At 46.7% G+C, this 17,945-nt stretch carries 15 protein-coding genes; 9 read left to right on the forward strand and 6 right to left on the reverse strand.

The window, feature by feature from the left end; genetic code table 11:
• Positions 1 to 56 precede the first annotated feature (56 nt).
• From AAA946_RS15245 to AAA946_RS15260, 4 genes are all read right to left on the reverse strand, one after another.
• The gene (locus AAA946_RS15245) at positions 57 to 2,261 is read right to left on the reverse strand and encodes a YjbH domain-containing protein (RefSeq protein ID WP_338165580.1); all 2,205 of its coding nucleotides are present in this window, start codon (positions 2,259 to 2,261) and stop codon (positions 57 to 59) included.
• Positions 2,254 to 3,075: a capsule biosynthesis GfcC family protein gene (locus AAA946_RS15250; RefSeq protein WP_338165581.1), complete on the reverse strand. Its 822-nt coding sequence runs from the start codon at positions 3,073 to 3,075 to the stop codon at positions 2,254 to 2,256. The genes AAA946_RS15245 and AAA946_RS15250 overlap by 8 nt, the downstream gene beginning before the upstream one ends.
• Before the next feature lie 65 nt (positions 3,076 to 3,140).
• Positions 3,141 to 3,782, reverse strand: a complete 642-nt coding sequence (locus tag AAA946_RS15255) for a YjbF family lipoprotein (protein WP_338165582.1) — start codon at positions 3,780 to 3,782, stop codon at positions 3,141 to 3,143.
• A gap of 151 nt (positions 3,783 to 3,933) precedes the next feature.
• Positions 3,934 to 4,158 carry a hypothetical protein gene (locus tag AAA946_RS15260; protein ID WP_112478467.1) on the reverse strand — a complete coding sequence of 75 codons (225 nt, stop codon included), beginning with the start codon at positions 4,156 to 4,158 and terminating at the stop codon, positions 3,934 to 3,936.
• A gap of 254 nt (positions 4,159 to 4,412) precedes the next feature.
• On the opposite strand from AAA946_RS15260, the gene rfaD reads away from it, so the two are divergent.
• From rfaD to AAA946_RS15305, 9 genes are all read left to right on the forward strand, one after another.
• On the forward strand, positions 4,413 to 5,354 hold the full coding sequence (rfaD, locus tag AAA946_RS15265; protein ID WP_338165583.1) for an ADP-glyceromanno-heptose 6-epimerase: 942 nt from the start codon (positions 4,413 to 4,415) through the stop codon (positions 5,352 to 5,354).
• A 2,113-nt stretch (positions 5,355 to 7,467) separates the two neighbouring features.
• Positions 7,468 to 9,237, forward strand: coding sequence for a polysaccharide deacetylase family protein (locus tag AAA946_RS15270; protein WP_338165584.1), 1,770 nt, complete (start codon positions 7,468 to 7,470; stop codon positions 9,235 to 9,237).
• A complete protein-coding gene (gene waaF / locus AAA946_RS15275) occupies positions 9,234 to 10,247 on the forward strand; it encodes a lipopolysaccharide heptosyltransferase II (RefSeq protein WP_338165585.1) in 1,014 nt (337 codons plus the stop codon). The genes AAA946_RS15270 and waaF overlap by 4 nt, the downstream gene beginning before the upstream one ends.
• An 80-nt stretch (positions 10,248 to 10,327) precedes the next feature.
• Positions 10,328 to 11,173 (forward strand): glycosyltransferase, encoded by an 846-nt coding sequence (locus tag AAA946_RS15280; RefSeq protein WP_338165586.1) that lies wholly within the window; start codon positions 10,328 to 10,330, stop codon positions 11,171 to 11,173.
• On the forward strand, positions 11,170 to 12,150 hold the full coding sequence (locus AAA946_RS15285) for a glycosyltransferase family 2 protein (RefSeq protein WP_338165587.1): 981 nt from the start codon (positions 11,170 to 11,172) through the stop codon (positions 12,148 to 12,150). Before AAA946_RS15280 ends, AAA946_RS15285 begins: the two co-directional genes overlap by 4 nt.
• A 2-nt stretch (positions 12,151 to 12,152) precedes the next feature.
• The gene (locus AAA946_RS15290; protein ID WP_338165588.1) at positions 12,153 to 12,557 is read left to right on the forward strand and encodes a GtrA family protein; all 405 of its coding nucleotides are present in this window, start codon (positions 12,153 to 12,155) and stop codon (positions 12,555 to 12,557) included.
• A 20-nt stretch (positions 12,558 to 12,577) separates the two neighbouring features.
• On the forward strand, positions 12,578 to 13,999 hold the full coding sequence (locus tag AAA946_RS15295) for a 3-deoxy-D-manno-octulosonic acid transferase (RefSeq protein ID WP_338165589.1): 1,422 nt from the start codon (positions 12,578 to 12,580) through the stop codon (positions 13,997 to 13,999).
• Positions 13,996 to 15,303: a lipid IV(A) 3-deoxy-D-manno-octulosonic acid transferase gene (gene waaA / locus AAA946_RS15300; protein WP_338165590.1), complete on the forward strand. Its 1,308-nt coding sequence runs from the start codon at positions 13,996 to 13,998 to the stop codon at positions 15,301 to 15,303. The genes AAA946_RS15295 and waaA overlap by 4 nt, the downstream gene beginning before the upstream one ends.
• On the forward strand, positions 15,300 to 16,547 hold the full coding sequence (locus AAA946_RS15305; protein WP_338165591.1) for an O-antigen ligase family protein: 1,248 nt from the start codon (positions 15,300 to 15,302) through the stop codon (positions 16,545 to 16,547). Before waaA ends, AAA946_RS15305 begins: the two co-directional genes overlap by 4 nt.
• Before the next feature lie 3 nt (positions 16,548 to 16,550).
• Here the strand turns inward: AAA946_RS15305 and AAA946_RS15310 are convergent, their stop codons facing one another.
• Together AAA946_RS15310 and AAA946_RS15315 are read right to left on the reverse strand one after the other, a co-directional pair.
• On the reverse strand, positions 16,551 to 17,216 hold the full coding sequence (locus tag AAA946_RS15310) for an acyltransferase (protein ID WP_338165592.1): 666 nt from the start codon (positions 17,214 to 17,216) through the stop codon (positions 16,551 to 16,553).
• Positions 17,213 to 17,926 carry a 3-deoxy-D-manno-octulosonic acid kinase gene (locus tag AAA946_RS15315; RefSeq protein WP_445206083.1) on the reverse strand — a complete coding sequence of 238 codons (714 nt, stop codon included), beginning with the start codon at positions 17,924 to 17,926 and terminating at the stop codon, positions 17,213 to 17,215. The genes AAA946_RS15310 and AAA946_RS15315 overlap by 4 nt, the downstream gene beginning before the upstream one ends.
• Positions 17,927 to 17,945 lie beyond the last annotated feature (19 nt).

A 17,945-nucleotide genomic window follows, 5' to 3' on the forward strand; every position in this document is an offset into this window, starting at 1 on the left:
GATTTGAGTGGTTATTGAGCATTAAACAAACGATGCCAGAAAGGAATAAAAGAGATTTAATCAACGCTGCTAGGTCTCGACGTCCAAGGTGATCTAGCATCAGTCACGCTAAATAGCTCATACTTACGTCCAAGCATCTGTCCCCCATCTCGAGTTAGCGGCTGCCAGTTGAAGAACGCACGATTGGCGCTCGGTTTGACCGTCATAATGTCAAATGGTATTGAGACGTAAAAGCCTTTGGTAAAGCTACCTTCACCAAACTCCTCTGAACTCAAGTTGGTAAAACTCGCGTAAGCGCCAGCAATCACACCGCTTTTAAACTGTTTTGAGAAGTCCAAACGAGTACCAACATCTCCTGCGAGGAACTGACCAAACCCAACTTTGAATAGCGTGCTGTCCAGGAATGACCACTGTGGCATGTAGTAGCCCGTAACAAAGCCTGTGGTTTGATTCACTGCCGCTTTGAATGGCCTGCCGAACTCTGGGATGTTCTGGTCTTCTTGGTCGAACAGACCAAAAGCGCTTCTTGGGTCGCGCTGCGATACTAAGTTGATGTCGGCGCTGATCGCCCAATTTCGATTTAGAGGACGATAAAGCAACTCACCACCCGCACCCGCAAACATGGTTTCTAAGTAGCCACCATAGACTTGACCATAAAATCCATTGCCAAACTCTTGAAAGTACGTCGCTTGCAAGTTTTTCACCCATAAGGTGTTGTCAGACACATAAGCCCTAAACAGGGTTCGAACCCTAGGTACGTTAGTACCATCTGGCGGGACAATGTAATTAAACTTGTCGTAGTTATCGACAACGTTTAAATGCACCGTACCGGATAGATTGAGATTTTTCGTTGCCCAAACATCAGCCGTTCCATCGATACCCAACTCATACAGGTAGAAGTTCTCTGCAGAGCCTATCGACTGCGCTAGCGTTGGTCTAAACGAGTATTGAAAGCGATCAAAGCCGTCATATTCTATTGCTGCCGTTTCCGTGCTGACATTGCTTTCGATCTCTTTCTCTGACATCGAGTCGGTAAGCTGACGATCTAGTGGCTGCTCCTGCGCGACTTGTTTGAATGTGTTAGCATCAATTTGAGTCTCGGTTTGCGGTAAATTGAGATTGGTTTCTATGATGTTGTAAGTGGTGATTTTAGCTGGAAGATGATTCGCTAAAATACGTGCGGCTCGCTCGCGCGCCTCGTCTCGGTCGCGGTATTTTTTCTGCTTACCGACAATCGTTACCGCATCTCCGCTGCGCACAATAGCTACATCATCATAGCCAGCAATCGCATTTAGCTCACCCGCCAGTTTGTCCCAATCAACTTCATCGACACTATTGGCGACTTGGGTGGGACGTGGTTCTGGCATTGGTTCATCCAACCAATACGCTTTGGTATCGTTAAAATTAGTGCGAAGTGTCACCCCCAATGCAACGGCATTGCCACGCTGATAGCTAGCACGAATATCCCCCCAATCACCAACACGATACAGCGCACCAACGTTCCAAGGTGTGGCTGGTGTCATGTCAACGCCAGCCCGCACCACAGGAAAGTCTTGAGAGTAGTCATTCGAGTCATATTCAAGTTTGAGACGCAGCGGTTGCCAGGGTGTTTGGTATTCGATGCCGCCGAACAGTGCTGCTGGTCCTTTAAACCAGCGTTCATAGTCGACCATACCACCAGATCCTTTGGTATCTGAAGGGCGTCTACAATAACCATCACTTACTTTACAAAACGGGTTAGCGATATTATCGCGAGTGCCTAGGTAACCCCAGCCCATCCCTAACGTAAAATCGACATTACCAAAGCGCTTTGTAGCTGCAACAAACTCACCATCGAACAGCCCGGTACCACCAAAATCTCTAAAACCTACCGAGGTTTCTGGCAGGTAGTCTCCCTCTTCTAACAAGCGGATCTTAAAATCAATCCCCTTGTCTGTGTATTTGGTATCACCACTAAAGCTCGGGTCGCTGCTATAAAGTAAATCCTGCACCAAGGTGTAACGAATGGTGGTTTCAAACCAAGGCATCAACTGCAAGCTAACGTTGTATTTATGGTAATGTTCGGTCCAGTCACCATTAATACTAATTTCCCCTTCCGCAGCCATTCGCCCTGTTGGCATTTGCATAAGGCCTACACCACCAAAGTCCGATTGTGATGGCGACAATGTTGCGGGTTCAAACACATCACCATAGGACACTGTACTTAACACTGTGGCGATTGCCGCGGACAATATTGAAGGCGTTAATCGCTTATTATTCATTGTGATTCACCTTGTGGCGCAGCAAGTCGGCTATGTCTTGATTTAGGCTTGAAAATTCTGATGGAAGGGATTTAAAAGGCACGTAGACTATTGCACCGGGTGCCAAAAAATGAGGTTGAAAGTTCCATATGCCATAGGCTATCTCCATCACTTTGCCGTCTGGCTGAATGACGAATGCACTGCTATGACTAGCACTATCCAAGCGAATGCCACCTAGCGCATTAAAGTAATCAGCTAAGAACCATTGTGCTTGATGGACAATGCTCTCCGGCTGCTCGACTGCACCTAAAAAATTTATCTTGTTATTGCGAGCGCCAATGTTGAGGTGATAGTGACCCACCAATTGTGGATTGCCGTTTCGTAGCGACTGCACCTCGTCATAGTCTAGTGAAGTGAACTCACGGTATTGAAATTGCGAACTTTCGATGTGATTTAGAATCTTGTATGCACCAATGCTCGCATCGTGTGCCTGAAGCGCTTTAAGCTGAGCGACGACTTGGACTTTTTTGCTATCAATAGACGATTGCTTATCTAGGGAGAATAACTGAGCTTGCAAATAGTCCAACTGCACATTCGCGAGCTGTGCTTGGTTGTTGGTGTCTCTTAGAATCGTATCCAGTCGTGCTGGTTGAGGGTACTCCAACCTAACCGACTGCTGCTGCAGCATGATTGATAACTCGGCACTGCTCGCAGGGAAAGTTGCGGCAAATGTAATAAAAACAACAAGGGGATAAGCCAATACTCGCGGCAGCATTACTCGCGACAAAAAGCGGCTGTTTAACCATTTAATATTTCGCCATCCGTGATAGAACATGCGGTTTCCTTAATCGATATCAGCGTCTAGATCAAAGCCTAGTAGCGACGTTGCTATCAAAGTGATTACATCGAAGGTTGTTTTAATACTGTGAATTCGACTTTGGCCATTTGCGGGCCTATGTACTCTACAGCGCGGACGGTTTTCCCCGTTTCGCTGTCTTGCCAGTATTCATTGATTAGTGGGTAGTCAAGCGCATCAAACTGCACTCGCTCGCTGTATTTTTCTGTTTGATAGCTTGCAACAGCGGTATTGATGGTTTCGTTGCCATCAGCCCATCGATTGGCAATGCCCTGATATCCATAACGGTAGTCTGGCATCCAATCATAATTCACTCGCCATGAGTTGGCGGTTTGCTCTGTCCTGGTGACGCCATGGAGGTTATCGCCATAGAGACCTATGGTTTTCACTAACCTACCCTTTTCGTAGACAAACAAAGCACGGTCTGAAGACATCCATTTATACTGAGTGACACCTGTCGCCGTGTTTGGCTCCGCAAAAGCTAAAACCACAAAGATCTGGGCGCCATCGTTAATTCGAACGTACGCACTGGCGTAGGGGAGAGCCTTGATTTCTTCAGCCGTCATGACCACATCATCGGCACCTAAAAAGGCCTCAGCTAAGGTAGCGTTTACGTCTTGGAAACGCTGGGAGCAAGCCGTTATCGTCAATAACGAGCACATAATGAGCGTGGATTTAAACTTCAATACATCATCCCGCATTAGATTGAGCGCAAGCTATAAGCGCTGCATAAGATTGGATATTACTCAACTCGACAAAGTGGAGAAAAATAACCGTTTTAAGAAAATAACGCCCCCTCTACAAACGATATGTAAAGAGAGCGCATGTAAACAACAATTACTGAGTGTTAGTTACTGTTGTTGTTGTCGCATTGTTGTCTTCCGCTGAAGCAACAGCAACTACTGCTACTGCAGCTGCAGTACCAATTACAATACCGCCAGTCATAGCTGAACCTGCTGCTGCACCACCTGCGCCAGCGCCTGCTGCGCCGCCTTCAGCTTCTGCAAATGCTGGGCTAGCCATACCTGCTGCAATCGCCATGATTAATGCGATTTTTTTCATGGTTATTTCCTTTTACTCAATTATCGATAATTCAGTGCATCTGATTGAACACACTGACTTTCAATGTTAGTCCATTGTATAAAGCATTGTAAACGGTATTATTTTTACATCTTTCTGACAAATGATATTTTTTGAGCACCCGGTCACAGTTTGTCAACTTGAGTGATCGCCGCTTGCCACCAAGGAACTCCTTTGAACACCTTCGTAAATCTTATATACTTCAAGTCATTATCCCACTCAAATTGGAACGTTTTATGATCATTGTAACCGGTGGTGCTGGCATGATTGGCAGCAATATTATCAAGGCACTTAACGCAGCTGGCTTGAATGATATTTTGGTTGTCGACAACCTAAAAAATGGGCGTAAGTTCAAAAACTTAGTTGACCTAGATATCACAGATTACATGGATCGTGATGACTTCCTTACTCAAGTCATGGCGGGTGATGACTTCGGTCCAATTGAAGCGGTTTTCCATGAAGGCGCTTGCTCTGCAACGACGGAGTGGGATGGCAAGTACGTGATGCTTAACAACTATGAGTACTCGAAAGAGTTACTGCATTACTGTTTGGATCGTGAAATTCCATTTTTGTATGCGTCATCTGCAGCAACTTATGGTGAAACGACCGTATTTAAAGAAGAGCGCCAATATGAAGGTGCGCTCAATGTTTACGGTTACTCAAAGCAGCAGTTTGATAACTATGTTCGTCGCCTATGGGCAGATGCAGAAGCACATGGTGAAACATTGTCTCAAATCACAGGTTTCCGTTACTTCAACGTTTACGGCCCTCGTGAGCAGCACAAAGGCAGCATGGCGTCGGTCGCGTTCCACCTTAACAACCAAATGAATGCGGGTGAGAACCCAAAACTGTTTGCTGGTAGTGAACACTTTATTCGCGATTTTGTTTACGTGGGCGATGTGGCAAACGTGAACCTTTGGTTCCTGGAAAACGGCGTATCTGGCATCTTTAACTGTGGCACTGGCAACGCTGAAAGTTTTGAAGCGGTGGCAAGTGCTGTGATTAAGCACCACGGTAAAGGTGAAATTGAAAACATTCCTTTCCCTGATCACCTAAAAGGCGCATACCAGGAGTTTACCCAAGCTGACTTGACTAACTTGCGCGCAGCGGGTTGTGATATTGAATTTAAGACGGTTGCTGAGGGTGTAGCTGAGTATTTAGCGATTGTGAATAAGTAATTTCGTCATCCCTTAAATAGAGTGAACCTCACGTGTGGCGCTATCCATTCATATACGTCATCCCCTTGAAAAAGGGGATCTCATAAAGCGCGCTGTGAGGTTAAGTGCGCTTTGGATGTAACGTTATTATGTAGGAAGTCACTCGCTTTACGAGATCCTCACTTTCGTGAGGATGACGGGAGTATGAGAGGATGGCGGTTTGTTTTGGTTTTATCGTGCACAATAATCAAAGCTGTACACTCGTCATCCCCTTGAAAAGGGGATCTCATGAAGCGCGCTGTGAGGTTAAGTGCGCTTTGGATGTAACGTTATGATTAAGCGAGTCACTCGCTTTACGAGATCCTCACTTTCGTGAGGATGACGAGAGTATGAGAGGATGGCGGTTTGTTTTGGTTTTATCGTGCACAATAATCAAAGCTGTACACTCGTCATCCCCTTGAAAAAGGGGATCTCATGAAGCGCGCTGTGAGGTTAAGTGCGCTTTGGATGTAACGTTATTATTAAGCAAGTCACTCGCTTTACGAGATCCTCACTTTCGTGAGGATGACGAGAGTATGAGAGGATGGCGGTTTGTTTTGGTTTTATCGTGCACAATAATCAAAGCTGTACACTCGTCATCCCCTTGAAAAAGGGGATCTCATGAAGCGCGCTGTGAGGTTAAGTGCGCTTTGGATGTAACGTTATTATTAAGCAAGTCACTCGCTTTACGAGATCCTCACTTTCGTGAGGATGACGAGAGCATGAGAGGATGGCGGTTTGTTTTGGTTTTATCGTGCACAATAATCAAAGCTGTACACTCGTCATCCCCTTGAAAAGGGGATCTCATGAAGCGCGCTGTGAGGTTAAGTGCGCTTTGGATGTAACGTTATTATTAAGCAAGTCACTCGCTTTACGAGATCCTCACTTTCGTGAGGATGACGAGAGTATGAGAGGATGGCGGTTTGTTTTGGTTTTATCGTGCACAATAATCAAAGCTGTACACTCGTCATCCCCTTGAAAAAGGGGATCTCATGAAGCGCGCTGTGAGGTTAAGTGCGCTTTGGATGTAACGTTATTATTAAGCAAGTCACTCGCTTTACGAGATCCTCACTTTCGTGAGGATGACGAGAGTATGAGAGGATGGCGGTTTGTTTTGGTTTTATCGTGCACAATAATCAAAGCTGTACACTCGTCATCCCCTTGAAAAAGGGGATCTCATGAAGCGCGCTGTGAGGTTAAGTGCGCTTTGGATGTAACGTTATTATTAAGCAAGTCACTCGCTTTACGAGATCCTCACTTTCGTGAGGATGACGAGAGTATGAGAGGATGGCGGTTTGTTTTGGTTTTATCGTGCACAATAATCAAAGCTGTACACTCGTCATCCCCTTGAAAAAGGGGATCTCATGAAGCGCGCTGTGAGGTTAAGTGCGCTTTGGATGTAACGTTATTATTAAGCAAGTCACTCGCTTTACGAGATCCTCACTTTCGTGAGGATGACGAGAGTATGAGAGGATGGCGGTTTGTTTTGGTTTTATCGTGCACAATAATCAAAGCTGTACACTCGTCATCCCCTTGAAAAAGGGGATCTCATGAAGCGCGCTGTGAGGTTAAGTGCGCTTTGGATGTAACGTTATTATTAAGCAAGTCACTCGCTTTACGAGATCCTCACTTTCGTGAGGATGACGAGAGTATGAGAGGATGGCGGTTTGTTTTGGTTTTATCGTGCACAATAATCAAAGCTGTACACTCGTCATCCCCTTGAAAAAGGGGATCTCATGAAGCGCGCTGTGAGGTTAAGTGCGCTTTGGATGTAACGTTATTATTAAGCAAATCACTCGCTTTACGAGATCCTCACTTTCGTGAGGATGACGAGAGTATGAGAGGATGGCGGTTTGTTTTGGTTTTATCGTGCACAATAATCAAAGCTGTACACTCGTCATCCCCTTGAAAAAGGGGATCTCATGAAGCGCGCTGTGAGGTTAAGTGCGCTTTGGATGTAACGTTATTATGTAGGAAGTCACTCGCTTTACGAGATCCTCACTTTCGTGAGGATGACGGGAGTAAGAGAGGATGACGAGGATATATAGGGATGACGTACGCAGGTGATTAAGCCGCTAAGAGAGATATATTTTAAATGAACATTCTTATGGCTCTGTCCCAACTCGAAGTGACTGGGGCTGAGGTTTACGCTACTACGGTAGGTAATGAACTGACAGCTCGGGGCCATAATGTGTTTTATGTCTCTGACACCCTAACCAAGCCACACAACGGCGATTTTTTCTCACTGCGTTTTAATAAGCGCAGTGTGCCGCGCCGTTTTTGGCACGTGGGCTATCTGATTTATCTCATCAAAAAGCACAACATCCAGCTGGTGCATGCCCATTCACGCGCTTCAAGCTGGAGCTGTCATGTAGCTTGTAAAATCACCAACACACCGATGGTCACAACCGTACACGGTCGCCAACCTGTGCACGCCTCCCGTAAGAAGTTTCACGCGATGGGCGATAAAGCTCTGCCTGTATGTGAAGCCATTCGTGATCAGCTCCATAACGACTTGGCGGTACCATTAGAACAGATGGAAGTCAGTCGTAACGGTATTGAAACCGACAAGTTTCAGTGGCTGGGCGCCCCGCAAAATACCAAACCGGTTGTCACCATTGTTGGTCGCTTAAGCGGTCCAAAAGGTGAGCTCTGCTATCGCCTACTCGATGAGTGTTTGGATGCTGAAAAGTACGACATTCGAGTCGTCACGGGCTCTAAGTTTGAGTCACGATTTGAAAGGTTTTCATCAAGCGTCAACTTTGTGGGCTACACCGATGATGTACCAGCCATGCTTGGTGAAGCGGATTTAGTCATAGGTGCTGGCCGAGTTGCCATGGAAGCGCTGCTTTGCGGCAGACCGACACTGGCGATTGGTGAAGCGACGTGCATTGGCATTGTCGATGAAAACAATGTCGATAACGCCATGGCAACGAACTTTGGTGATATTGGCCCTGTCGATCTCGATATCGACTTTACCCAAATTGCTGCTCTGGTCGAAAAGGGGCTAAACAGTTCGCATTGCTCGCAAACCACCAGCGATACTATTCGAGGCAACTACAGCCTTACCAACATCGTTGATGATATCGAACGTATTTACCAAGATGTCTACGTTACGACGCTCAAGCGTGAAATGCCGGTCATCATGTACCACCGTTTTATCAAAGACGACAGTGGCAAAGGCGTCCACGGTACCTATCTGCATATTGATATGTTCGATAAGCATATGGCGCTACTCAAAAAGATGGGCTTTGAGACGTTAACATTCGAAGACTTACAAGATGGCCGCCTCATCAGACGTTTAGAAGCCAACAAGCGCTATATCATGCTGACTGTCGATGATGGTTACGTTGATAACCTAGAACTCATGCTTCCAGTTTTGCAAAAGTATGACTTTAAAGCAGTGGTGTACGTGGTGACTGGCGAAACCTTTAATCGTTGGGATGTTGAGAATCCATCCAACCCTGAGAAATCTGTACCTCTGATGAATGCAAAGCAAGTCAAACTATTGGCCGAGTCTGGGCACATCGAGATTGGCGGTCACACCCTCACTCACCCGAAACTTGATACCTTGAGCGATGAACAGCAGCGTTTTGAAATCGTCGAAAACAAGAAAGCGCTTGAATCAACCTTGGGTAAAACGCTCACCTCATTCGCTTACCCATTTGGTGAGCACAATCAAGCCTCTAAGCAAATTGCCAAGGAAGCGGGCTATCAATATGCGGTCGCCACCAATTCCGGGCCATTGGCGTTTCATCAAGACCCGTATCAGATCCGCCGTATTGCGATTTTCCCGAAAACCGATGTATTTGGTCTGTGGCGAAAAGTTCGCGGCAATTACCTATTTAGAAAAGTGAAATCATGAAGATCCTAGTCATAGGCCCCTCATGGGTCGGCGATATGGTTATGTCGCAAAGTCTCTACATTGAGCTCAAAACACGCTACCCAGATGCGACTATTGATGTGCTTGCTCCTGCCTGGTGCGAACCGATTCTTGCCAGAATGCCGCAAGTGAATCGCTCGATTGAAATGCCTATTGGGCATGGTGCTTTTGATTTAAAAGGGCGTTGGCGAATTGGCAGACAGCTCAAGCAGCAAGGCTATACGCACGCCTATGTACTACCCAACTCTGCAAAGTCTGCGTTAATACCACTGTTTGCGGGTATCCCTAATCGAATCGGCTGGAAAGGCGAGAGTCGTTATGGCTTGCTCACAGACTTACGCCCTAACAAACGTATTTTTCAATATTATGTGGAACGATTTGTCGCACTCGCGAGTCCAAAAGACGCCATGTTGGATGAAGTACGCTTGGAGACCTGCCCGCGACCTAAGCTATCGGTGGATGAGCGTGTTCAAAAACAAACGCTGGCGAAGTTCTCGCTAACCAACGACAGAGTGGCGATTGGCATGTGTCCTGGTGCTGAGTTTGGTCCAGCGAAACGCTGGCCAGATGCGCACTACGCCAAGGTAGCACAACATGCCATAGACAATGGTAACCAAGTTTGGCTATTCGGCTCGGCAAAAGATCGCGAAGTGACGGAAAAAATTCGCAATGCTCTGACGCCAGAGGCGCAGCAACATTGTTATAACGTGGCGGGTAACACTTCGCTTATTGAAGCGGTGGATTTACTGGCGGCTTGCAATACCGTGATCAGTAACGATTCCGGGCTCATGCACGTATCGGCAGCCGTGGGGTGTAATATAGTGGCAATTTATGGCTCGAGCTCACCAGACTATACACCTCCTCTCGGTGAGCGTGTACAGATCGTAAATACTGATATAGAGTGTCGACCGTGCTTTAAGCGTGAGTGTCCTCTGGGGCATATGAATTGCTTAAAACAGCTCGAACCCGATATGGTTATCGCTAAGTTATAGTACATCAAACCATTTGCTCTAGAGGCTATATCAAAACCATAGAGCAGCCAGTTTTCAAGAATCAGGATTATTAAGCGGTTATGTCTGCTAAGCATTACGACAACACGGACAACAGTGCGACCATTGAAGTCATCATGGCCGCCTACAACAATGTGCGAGATATGCGATTGGTGTTCGAGGGGTATTTGCGTCAAACCGATACCGACTTTTCTCTTTGTGTGACTGACGATGGTTCAGGACCAGAAGTGAAAGCCCTAGTGGATGTCTATCGTGCTCTTGGCTTGAATATTCGCCACCTTTGGCAAGAAGACAAAGGCTACCGTCGAGCACTGGCGTTAAACAAAGCCATTGCCAGTTCACAGTGTGACTTTATTATCATGACGGACAACGATTGCATCCCTTCACAGTACTTTATCGAAGATTATCGACAAAGGCTTGGTCGCGACACCATGCTATTTGGTCGTAGAGTCGACTTGTACCAAGGTGCTAGTCAGCTTATCCGTGAACATAACGTGGCTTTAAAGCAGACCGAATCCGTATTTTGGCTGTTAAGCCAAGCACTAAAAAAAGGGTTAAAGCGACCAGAAATGGCTATCAGGTTTCCAGAACCTATCCTTAAATATTGGAACCGAAAACCTCGAGGGGCTATTGGTGCTAACCTAGCCGTGCCACGTCATGCTCTGCTTGAAGTAAATGGCTTTGATGCGGATTACGAAGGCTACGGCATGGAAGAAACCGACCTCGTGTGGCGCTTAGAAAAGTGGGGGCTTAAACCTAAAACGGTACTCGGGCGCTGTGCCCTATTCCATCTCTACCACAAAGAGAAACAGCAAGGCCCTGAAGCCATGCAAATGTTCGAGCAAAAGAAAAAGCTGAATTTAACGCGCTGCTTAAATGGCATCGACCAAATTAGAGAAACCGAATGACAGAACACAACCCGACCATCTCCATCATCTGCCCTTGCTACAACGAAGAGCAAGTGGTGGGCTTGTTTATGGAACGCATCACCACGGTTTTACAGCAAACTGAGTATGACTATGAGGTGATTCTTATCAACGATGGTAGTAAAGACAATACGCTGTCAGTGATTAAAGAGCTTCAACAGCAAGATGGGCACATTCGTGTCGTTAACCTATCGAGAAACTTCGGTAAAGAAGCGGCATTAACCGCTGGTATTGACCTTGCGCGCGGCGAAGTATTGATCCCGATCGATGCTGATCTGCAAGATCCACCTGAACTCATTCATGACTTTCTTGAGAAATGGCAAGAAGGCTATGACGTGGTTGTCGCAAAACGAGCCGATCGCAGCACAGATTCTTGGGCGAAAAAGTTTACCGCTGAGATGTTTTATAAGTTTCATAATGCGGTTGCTCAGGTCGACATTCCCGAGAACGTGGGTGATTTTCGTCTCATTAACCGTCGAGTGGTCAATGCCATTCAGTTGCTACCCGAAAACCAGCGTTTTATGAAAGGTATCTTCTCTTGGGTTGGTTTTAAAACCGCCGTGGTTGAATACAAGCGTGAAGCACGCGAAGCCGGTGAAACCAGTTTTAATGGTTGGAAACTGTGGAACTTTGCTCTTGATGGCATTACCAGCTTCAGCACTGCGCCGCTGCGTATTTGGCTCTATATTGGCTCGTTCATCTCGGCACTTGCCTTCATCTACGGCAGTTTCACGGTAATAAAGACCCTTATCTACGGTATTGATGCTCCTGGTTATGCCTCGACCATCACCATTATGCTATTCCTTGGTGGTGTGCAGCTTATCGGTATTGGCGTTATGGGTGAATACATAGGGCGTCTCTACATGGAGTCGAAGCGTAGGCCCACCTATATCATTGAAGAAGATAGTATTGGCTCGCCGAGCGCAATCAAACAGCAAAATGATGATTCGAGTCAGTAAACATGAAGTCAATGTTAGACCGACTGCTTGAGTACCGTCTTGTCCGTTTCGCCCTGACGGGCGGAATGGCGACAGCGATCCATATTGTTGTCGCGTTTAGCTTTATCCACTTAGTAAAAGACAATGTGCTGTACGCCAATATTCTCGGCTTCTCAATCGCTTTTATGTTCTCCTACTTCGCGCAGACAGTGTTGGTGTTCAGGCAAGAAGTAAATCTTCGCAATGCACTAAGGTTTTTTATGGTGCAATTTGGCGCACTGATGATTTCACAAGCGATAAGCGAGCTGTTCTCCGACTGGAACAGCTATATTCGAGTGCTGATGGTCGTCGTTATATTGCCCATCATCACCTATCTTATTCATAAAGTGTGGACCTACTCCGGCTCCTCAGAATCCACACCTCACTAACCGCTCTAAAGAGTCTGATAATGAACCAACATTCCATCGCAGAACGACATTTTCACTGGCTGTACGCTTTGGGCTTTGCTGTAGGATTGCTGCTGACTTTCCTATACGCACAAAACCAAATCCTCACTGGCGATCAAACCCAAATGCTGTACAAGGGATACTTAGGTGCCTATCAAGATACCTGGTTAAGCTATGGTAATGCCGCGAGCGCCGTGGGTAATGTTCCGGGTTCACTATCGACGTGGCTGATTGGTGTGCCTTTGCTTGTTTGGGATTCGCCATGGTCGCCGATGGTGCTGTTGGTACTTCTGCGTATCGTCTCACTGGTACTACTTGATAATGTCATCAAAACCATGATGCCAGAGAAAAACAGCGCCTTAATGCGCTTATTGTTTCTCGCACTCTATTGGCTAAACCCATGGTTTTTATACGATAGCCTGCTTTATAACCCATCGTATCTTTGCCTGTTTGCCGCCATGCACCTTTGGTCGGCCTCCAAGATGCGCCTTGGTAAGTCCTTCGGCTATACCTTTGTCCACGTATTATCGATTGGACTCGCGATGCAGCTTCACTATTCATGGCCAATTTTGGCGGTGATTTCAGTGTACTTGTTCTATCGCCAAATGGGGCAGGTCTCTTGGTTTGGTGCTCTCGCCGCTGTAGCGGCTCTCCTACTTTCATTGGTGCCTTACTTCCAAGAATATGCGGTCAATGAAGAACTGACTCGCGAGAGCGACAGATACATTGGCTATGGCTTAGTGCACGTTTATCCGGTTTTAAAAGCATTATTGTACTGGCTAAGATATGGCTCAATGCTGTTCTCAAACAAAGTCATTGCCTATGGTGAGTTTGATTGGTTAACACAGATTGAATGGTTAAAGATTTCCGCTCTCGCACTATGGAAGACTCTCGTATTCCTAGTTGGCGCTATAACAGTTGTCATCTCTGCAAGATTGAACTGGCTTTGGTGGAAACGTGTTAAGCCCTTATGCTTGCGTGGCCGAGGTAAAGTCAATGGCCAACAATGGGTCGAATTGTATGCATTTGGCGCTGTTGTTGGTGTGCTAATCAGTGCTGCCCTGTCACCCATTACCTTCTCTTACTGGCACTTAATCATGGTGTATCCATTTGCCATTTTGCCAATCCTGATTGGCATTCACGCTATATTGATTTCGAAACAGTCGGCACCTAGCAGCTCTACACCGACTAAGTTCAACGGTTTCGTGCAGCGCTATCGCTTAACATCACTCATCGCTACTTGGTTTACTGTGCGTGAAAAACGCGTACTGCTACTGAAGTTGGCGTTTGGTTATTTGCTGGCGCTCAACCTGCTTGCGTCTCACGACAGCATCAAATACTCCTACGAGGCCGATTATGTGCAGCAAACCGAGCAATTTTTGCAGCAGCAATCACTCATTAGTCCGAACGTGAGACCGCAATGATCGTTCGTTTTGTTTATACATTATTGCTAACCATCGTTGCGCCGCTGTTTCTGTATGGCTTATTCAAAGCCAAGCCAGGAAAACCAAGTGTGGGCAAGCGCTGGCGCGAACATTTTGGCTGGACACCAAAGCTCGCAACCAGTGACAAACCGGTGGTGTGGTTTCATGCCGTCTCCGTGGGCGAAACGTTAGCCGTTACCCCACTCATTAAGCAGTTTGCTAGCGAAAATCCCGATACGCAAATCGTCATTACGACAACAACGCCAACTGGCGCCGAGCAAGCTGAAAAACTGAGTGACATTGCTACTCATCGCTACATGCCACTCGATTTTGGTTTTGCGATAAAACGTTTTTTGCGCCTGATTAAGCCATCACAAATGGTCATTGTTGAAACCGAGCTTTGGCCAAATACGCTTCACATTGTCGCTAAAGCAGGTGTGCCTATCACTGTGATCAACGCTCGCTTGTCGGAGCGCTCTTGTCGTCGCTATCAAAAGGTCCAACCGCTATTCAATGTCATTGCCCCGACTATCTCGACCCTGTGCTGCCAGTTTGATGATGATGCGAGTCGCTTTGAACGTTTAGGTATAGCCCCAGAGCGTATTCAGGTGACAGGCTCAATCAAATTCGACATACAGATTACTGATAAGCAGATAGAGCAAGGGAAAGCACTGCGCAAGCAACTTGGTCAAGACCGACCAGTCTGGATAGCAGCAAGTACCCATGATGGTGAGGATGAGCAGGTTTTAACTGTTCATAAACAGCTACTACAGAATCATCCCGAACTACTGCTTATTGTCGTGCCTAGACACCCCGAGCGCTTTGAGAGTGTTGCAAAGCTTTGCAAAGACCAAGGCTTTGGAGCGATGAAACGCACCGAGCTTAACTCTGTGCTATCAAGCGAAACCTCCGTTGTGCTTGGTAACACCATGGGCGAGATGATGTCCTACCTAGCAGCAAGCGATGTGTGCTTTATGGGAGGGAGTTTACTCGGTAAGAAAGTCGGTGGGCATAACCTACTAGAACCTGCCGCACTTGGTTTACCTGTTCTAACCGGTCCCAGCTACTTTAACTTTACTGATATTACCGAGCAATTGGTTGAGAACGATGGTGCTATTATTTGTCAGGATACAGAGCAAATATCGATTGCTGTTTCTAAGCTCATTGAGCAGTCATCACTTGCCACCGAAATGGGAATTGCTTGTAAACAAGTAGTGAATCGCAATCAAGGTGCATTAAGGCACACACTAGACCGTCTTTCTTCTTTTCATATTACAGAAAAAACGAACCCAAAATCACTATGACCGTAAATCACTCCATTACCCCTGAATGGGTCACTAAACTCAGTGCTGCATTAATCGCGCTCTTTTTTGCGTCTTACTTCAATGGTGGTTACAACCTCACCTCGGCACTGCTCGCATTAACTGCGATTATCGTCTTGGTGTATCAACGTAAAATTAGCCCCAGTTCTGCACCTCAAAACCTGCAGCTATTAAACTGGACGTTTGCATTATTCGGTCTTAACTTGGCCATTATTACTTTAAGTGCCTACTTAGATCTTGATACAAGAAGTGTTGGACGCTCAATTGAGTACCCCGCCAAAGCCTTGTTGCTGTGCATTGTCAGCTACGTAGTGATATTCACCCGAGCTTCAACCGCATCGCTATGCTATGGCTTGGTTGCCGGTGGTGTGTTGGGTGCGCTTATTTCAGGCTACGATGTGTATATTCAGCACTGGCGTGGCTTTGGTGCAATGATGCCAATTCAAAAGGGCAATGCTGCGATCCTATTCTCTACGATGCTGTTTACGCTTTCATTCTACTGGTATAAGTCAAATCAAAAGCTGGCATGGCTTTGCTTATTGGGTGCTAATCTCGCGCTTGCTGCGAGCATAATGTCACTCAGTCGAGGCGGGTGGGTTCTTGCTCCACTCACCTATTTGATTGCCGCTGGGGTTTTCTTCAAACAGACCGCACGCCACTATACCGCCATTGCAATCCTATCATTGATTGCAACGGTCACATTAGTCTTCACCACCGCGCCTGTCGGCCTTGAAGAGCGCGTGGCTGTGGTAGCGAGTGAGGCACAATCAGAACAAGGCTCGGTAGGCGTGCGTATTGAAATGTGGAAGTTTGCTTGGCAGTTGTTCGCTGAAAAACCGCTAATGGGCTGGGGTGAAGATGCGCTTCAACCACGTTTAGATATCGCGGTTGCCAGTGGCGAGCTTTCAAACTACGCGCGAACATTCAATGGTAATGCTCACAGCGCCTATTTCAATGCCCTATCCCAACGCGGTGTGATTGGCTTTATTGGACTAATGGCCTTTCTCGCCATTCCAGGCATTCTCTATTTGATCTCACTAGTGCGAGCCAAGAGCGAAGAGACCAAACTATGGGCGACACTTGGCGGGCTGCACATCCTATCGACGGCGGGTTTTTGCGTATCTCAAGACCACTTCCTGCATAACGAAGGCGTGGTACTCTATGCGACCACCAATGCTATTTTACTTGGCTTCCTTATTCGTGCGAAAAACGCAGAGAAAAGTTAAGCCTTAATGCACAAATCGCTTCCCTGCCATAGAACCAATGACCTTGGCAGGGTTGCCGCCGATAATAGCATCCTTTGCAAACTCACCACTGACTAACGCGGATGCGGATACAATCGAGTTGTCGTTAATGATGCACCCCTTAAGAAGGGTCGAGCGTGCACATACCCATAAATCTGAGCCGACTATCACCTCTTTATCTGGATTGATGCTCGTACCCGTTTCTAGCTCGACCGCGTGCATGTCCGTATCCATAAATAAGGTTTGCCACGAGACTAGCGCTCGGTCACCAAAGCGCATACTTTTTTGACACACGATCGTCGTTTCACCAGAGAAGTTAACCCCATCACCAATAGTGAGCTCACCAGAGATGTGAAGACGGCTTCCGGTACCAATTTTGTTGCCACGCCCGAAGTTCACGATGCCGCCTTTTTTAAGCGACCATATAAACCGAGAGTATTTGCCGTCAGCTATCTGAACCTCACCAAAACCCAGTTTTATTTTTCCAAACTTAGCTCCCTCAGGCACAGTTACTTTACCGCGCAGATCTCTGAAGTAGGTACGATGACAAACGAGTACAGGAAAGCGCAGAGCCGTTCTCAATGGAAAATAGCGAAAATTAAACCATAAGGTTTTGGGAATACACCTTAAGTAGAAATAGAGTTTTCTCATTGCTTACCCTGTTGGTATCCTGCTAGCAACGCATCAAAATCCATGGGCTGCCAGTGGATTTGGTAACGTCCCAACTCTTTCTCGAAAGAACGTTTTAGGCGACTGAGATTATCTTGCTTCCAGCTGTCACCGGCTTGTTCACTGCATTTGTCGAAATCAATGATCCATACATTATCCTGCACATCCATCAGCACATTGTGGATATTGAGGTCGGTGTGATTCACTCCTGCATCGTGCATCGCTCGGATTTCAGCACCAATTCTATGATACGCCGCTTTGTCTAACGCACCGTCTTGAAGAATTGCGACCAAGTCTCGTGCATTAGCAATTTTTTCACTCAAAAGATCAGCTCGATAATAAAGGCCTGATCGTATTGCAATCGCTGCTAGTGGGCGGGGCACATTGACGTTGGCTTTAGCAAGTTTGTTAAGAAGAGAAAACTCCTGAAAACTGCGCGTATTTTGCCAACCATTGAACCAGTATTGGTCACGCACCAACTTGCCAAACAACCCACCACGGCGATAATGGCGCAGCGCCGCTGGCAAATGTTCAGTTTCGACAAACCAAGTAGTGCCGCGACCTTGTGCGCTGCCTATTACTTTGTTTTGTGCTTTCCAAAACTCTGGGGTAAACAATTCTTCATCAGGACTAGAAATGTAGTCGCTGTCATACCAAATCATAGTATTGGGGTTGGGGGCTATTTGTTGCACAAGGTCTCCGGTGGATGGA

This window comes from Vibrio sp. 10N, from assembly GCF_036245475.1.
In the GTDB taxonomy this organism is placed as follows: Bacteria; Pseudomonadota; Gammaproteobacteria; order Enterobacterales; family Vibrionaceae; genus Vibrio.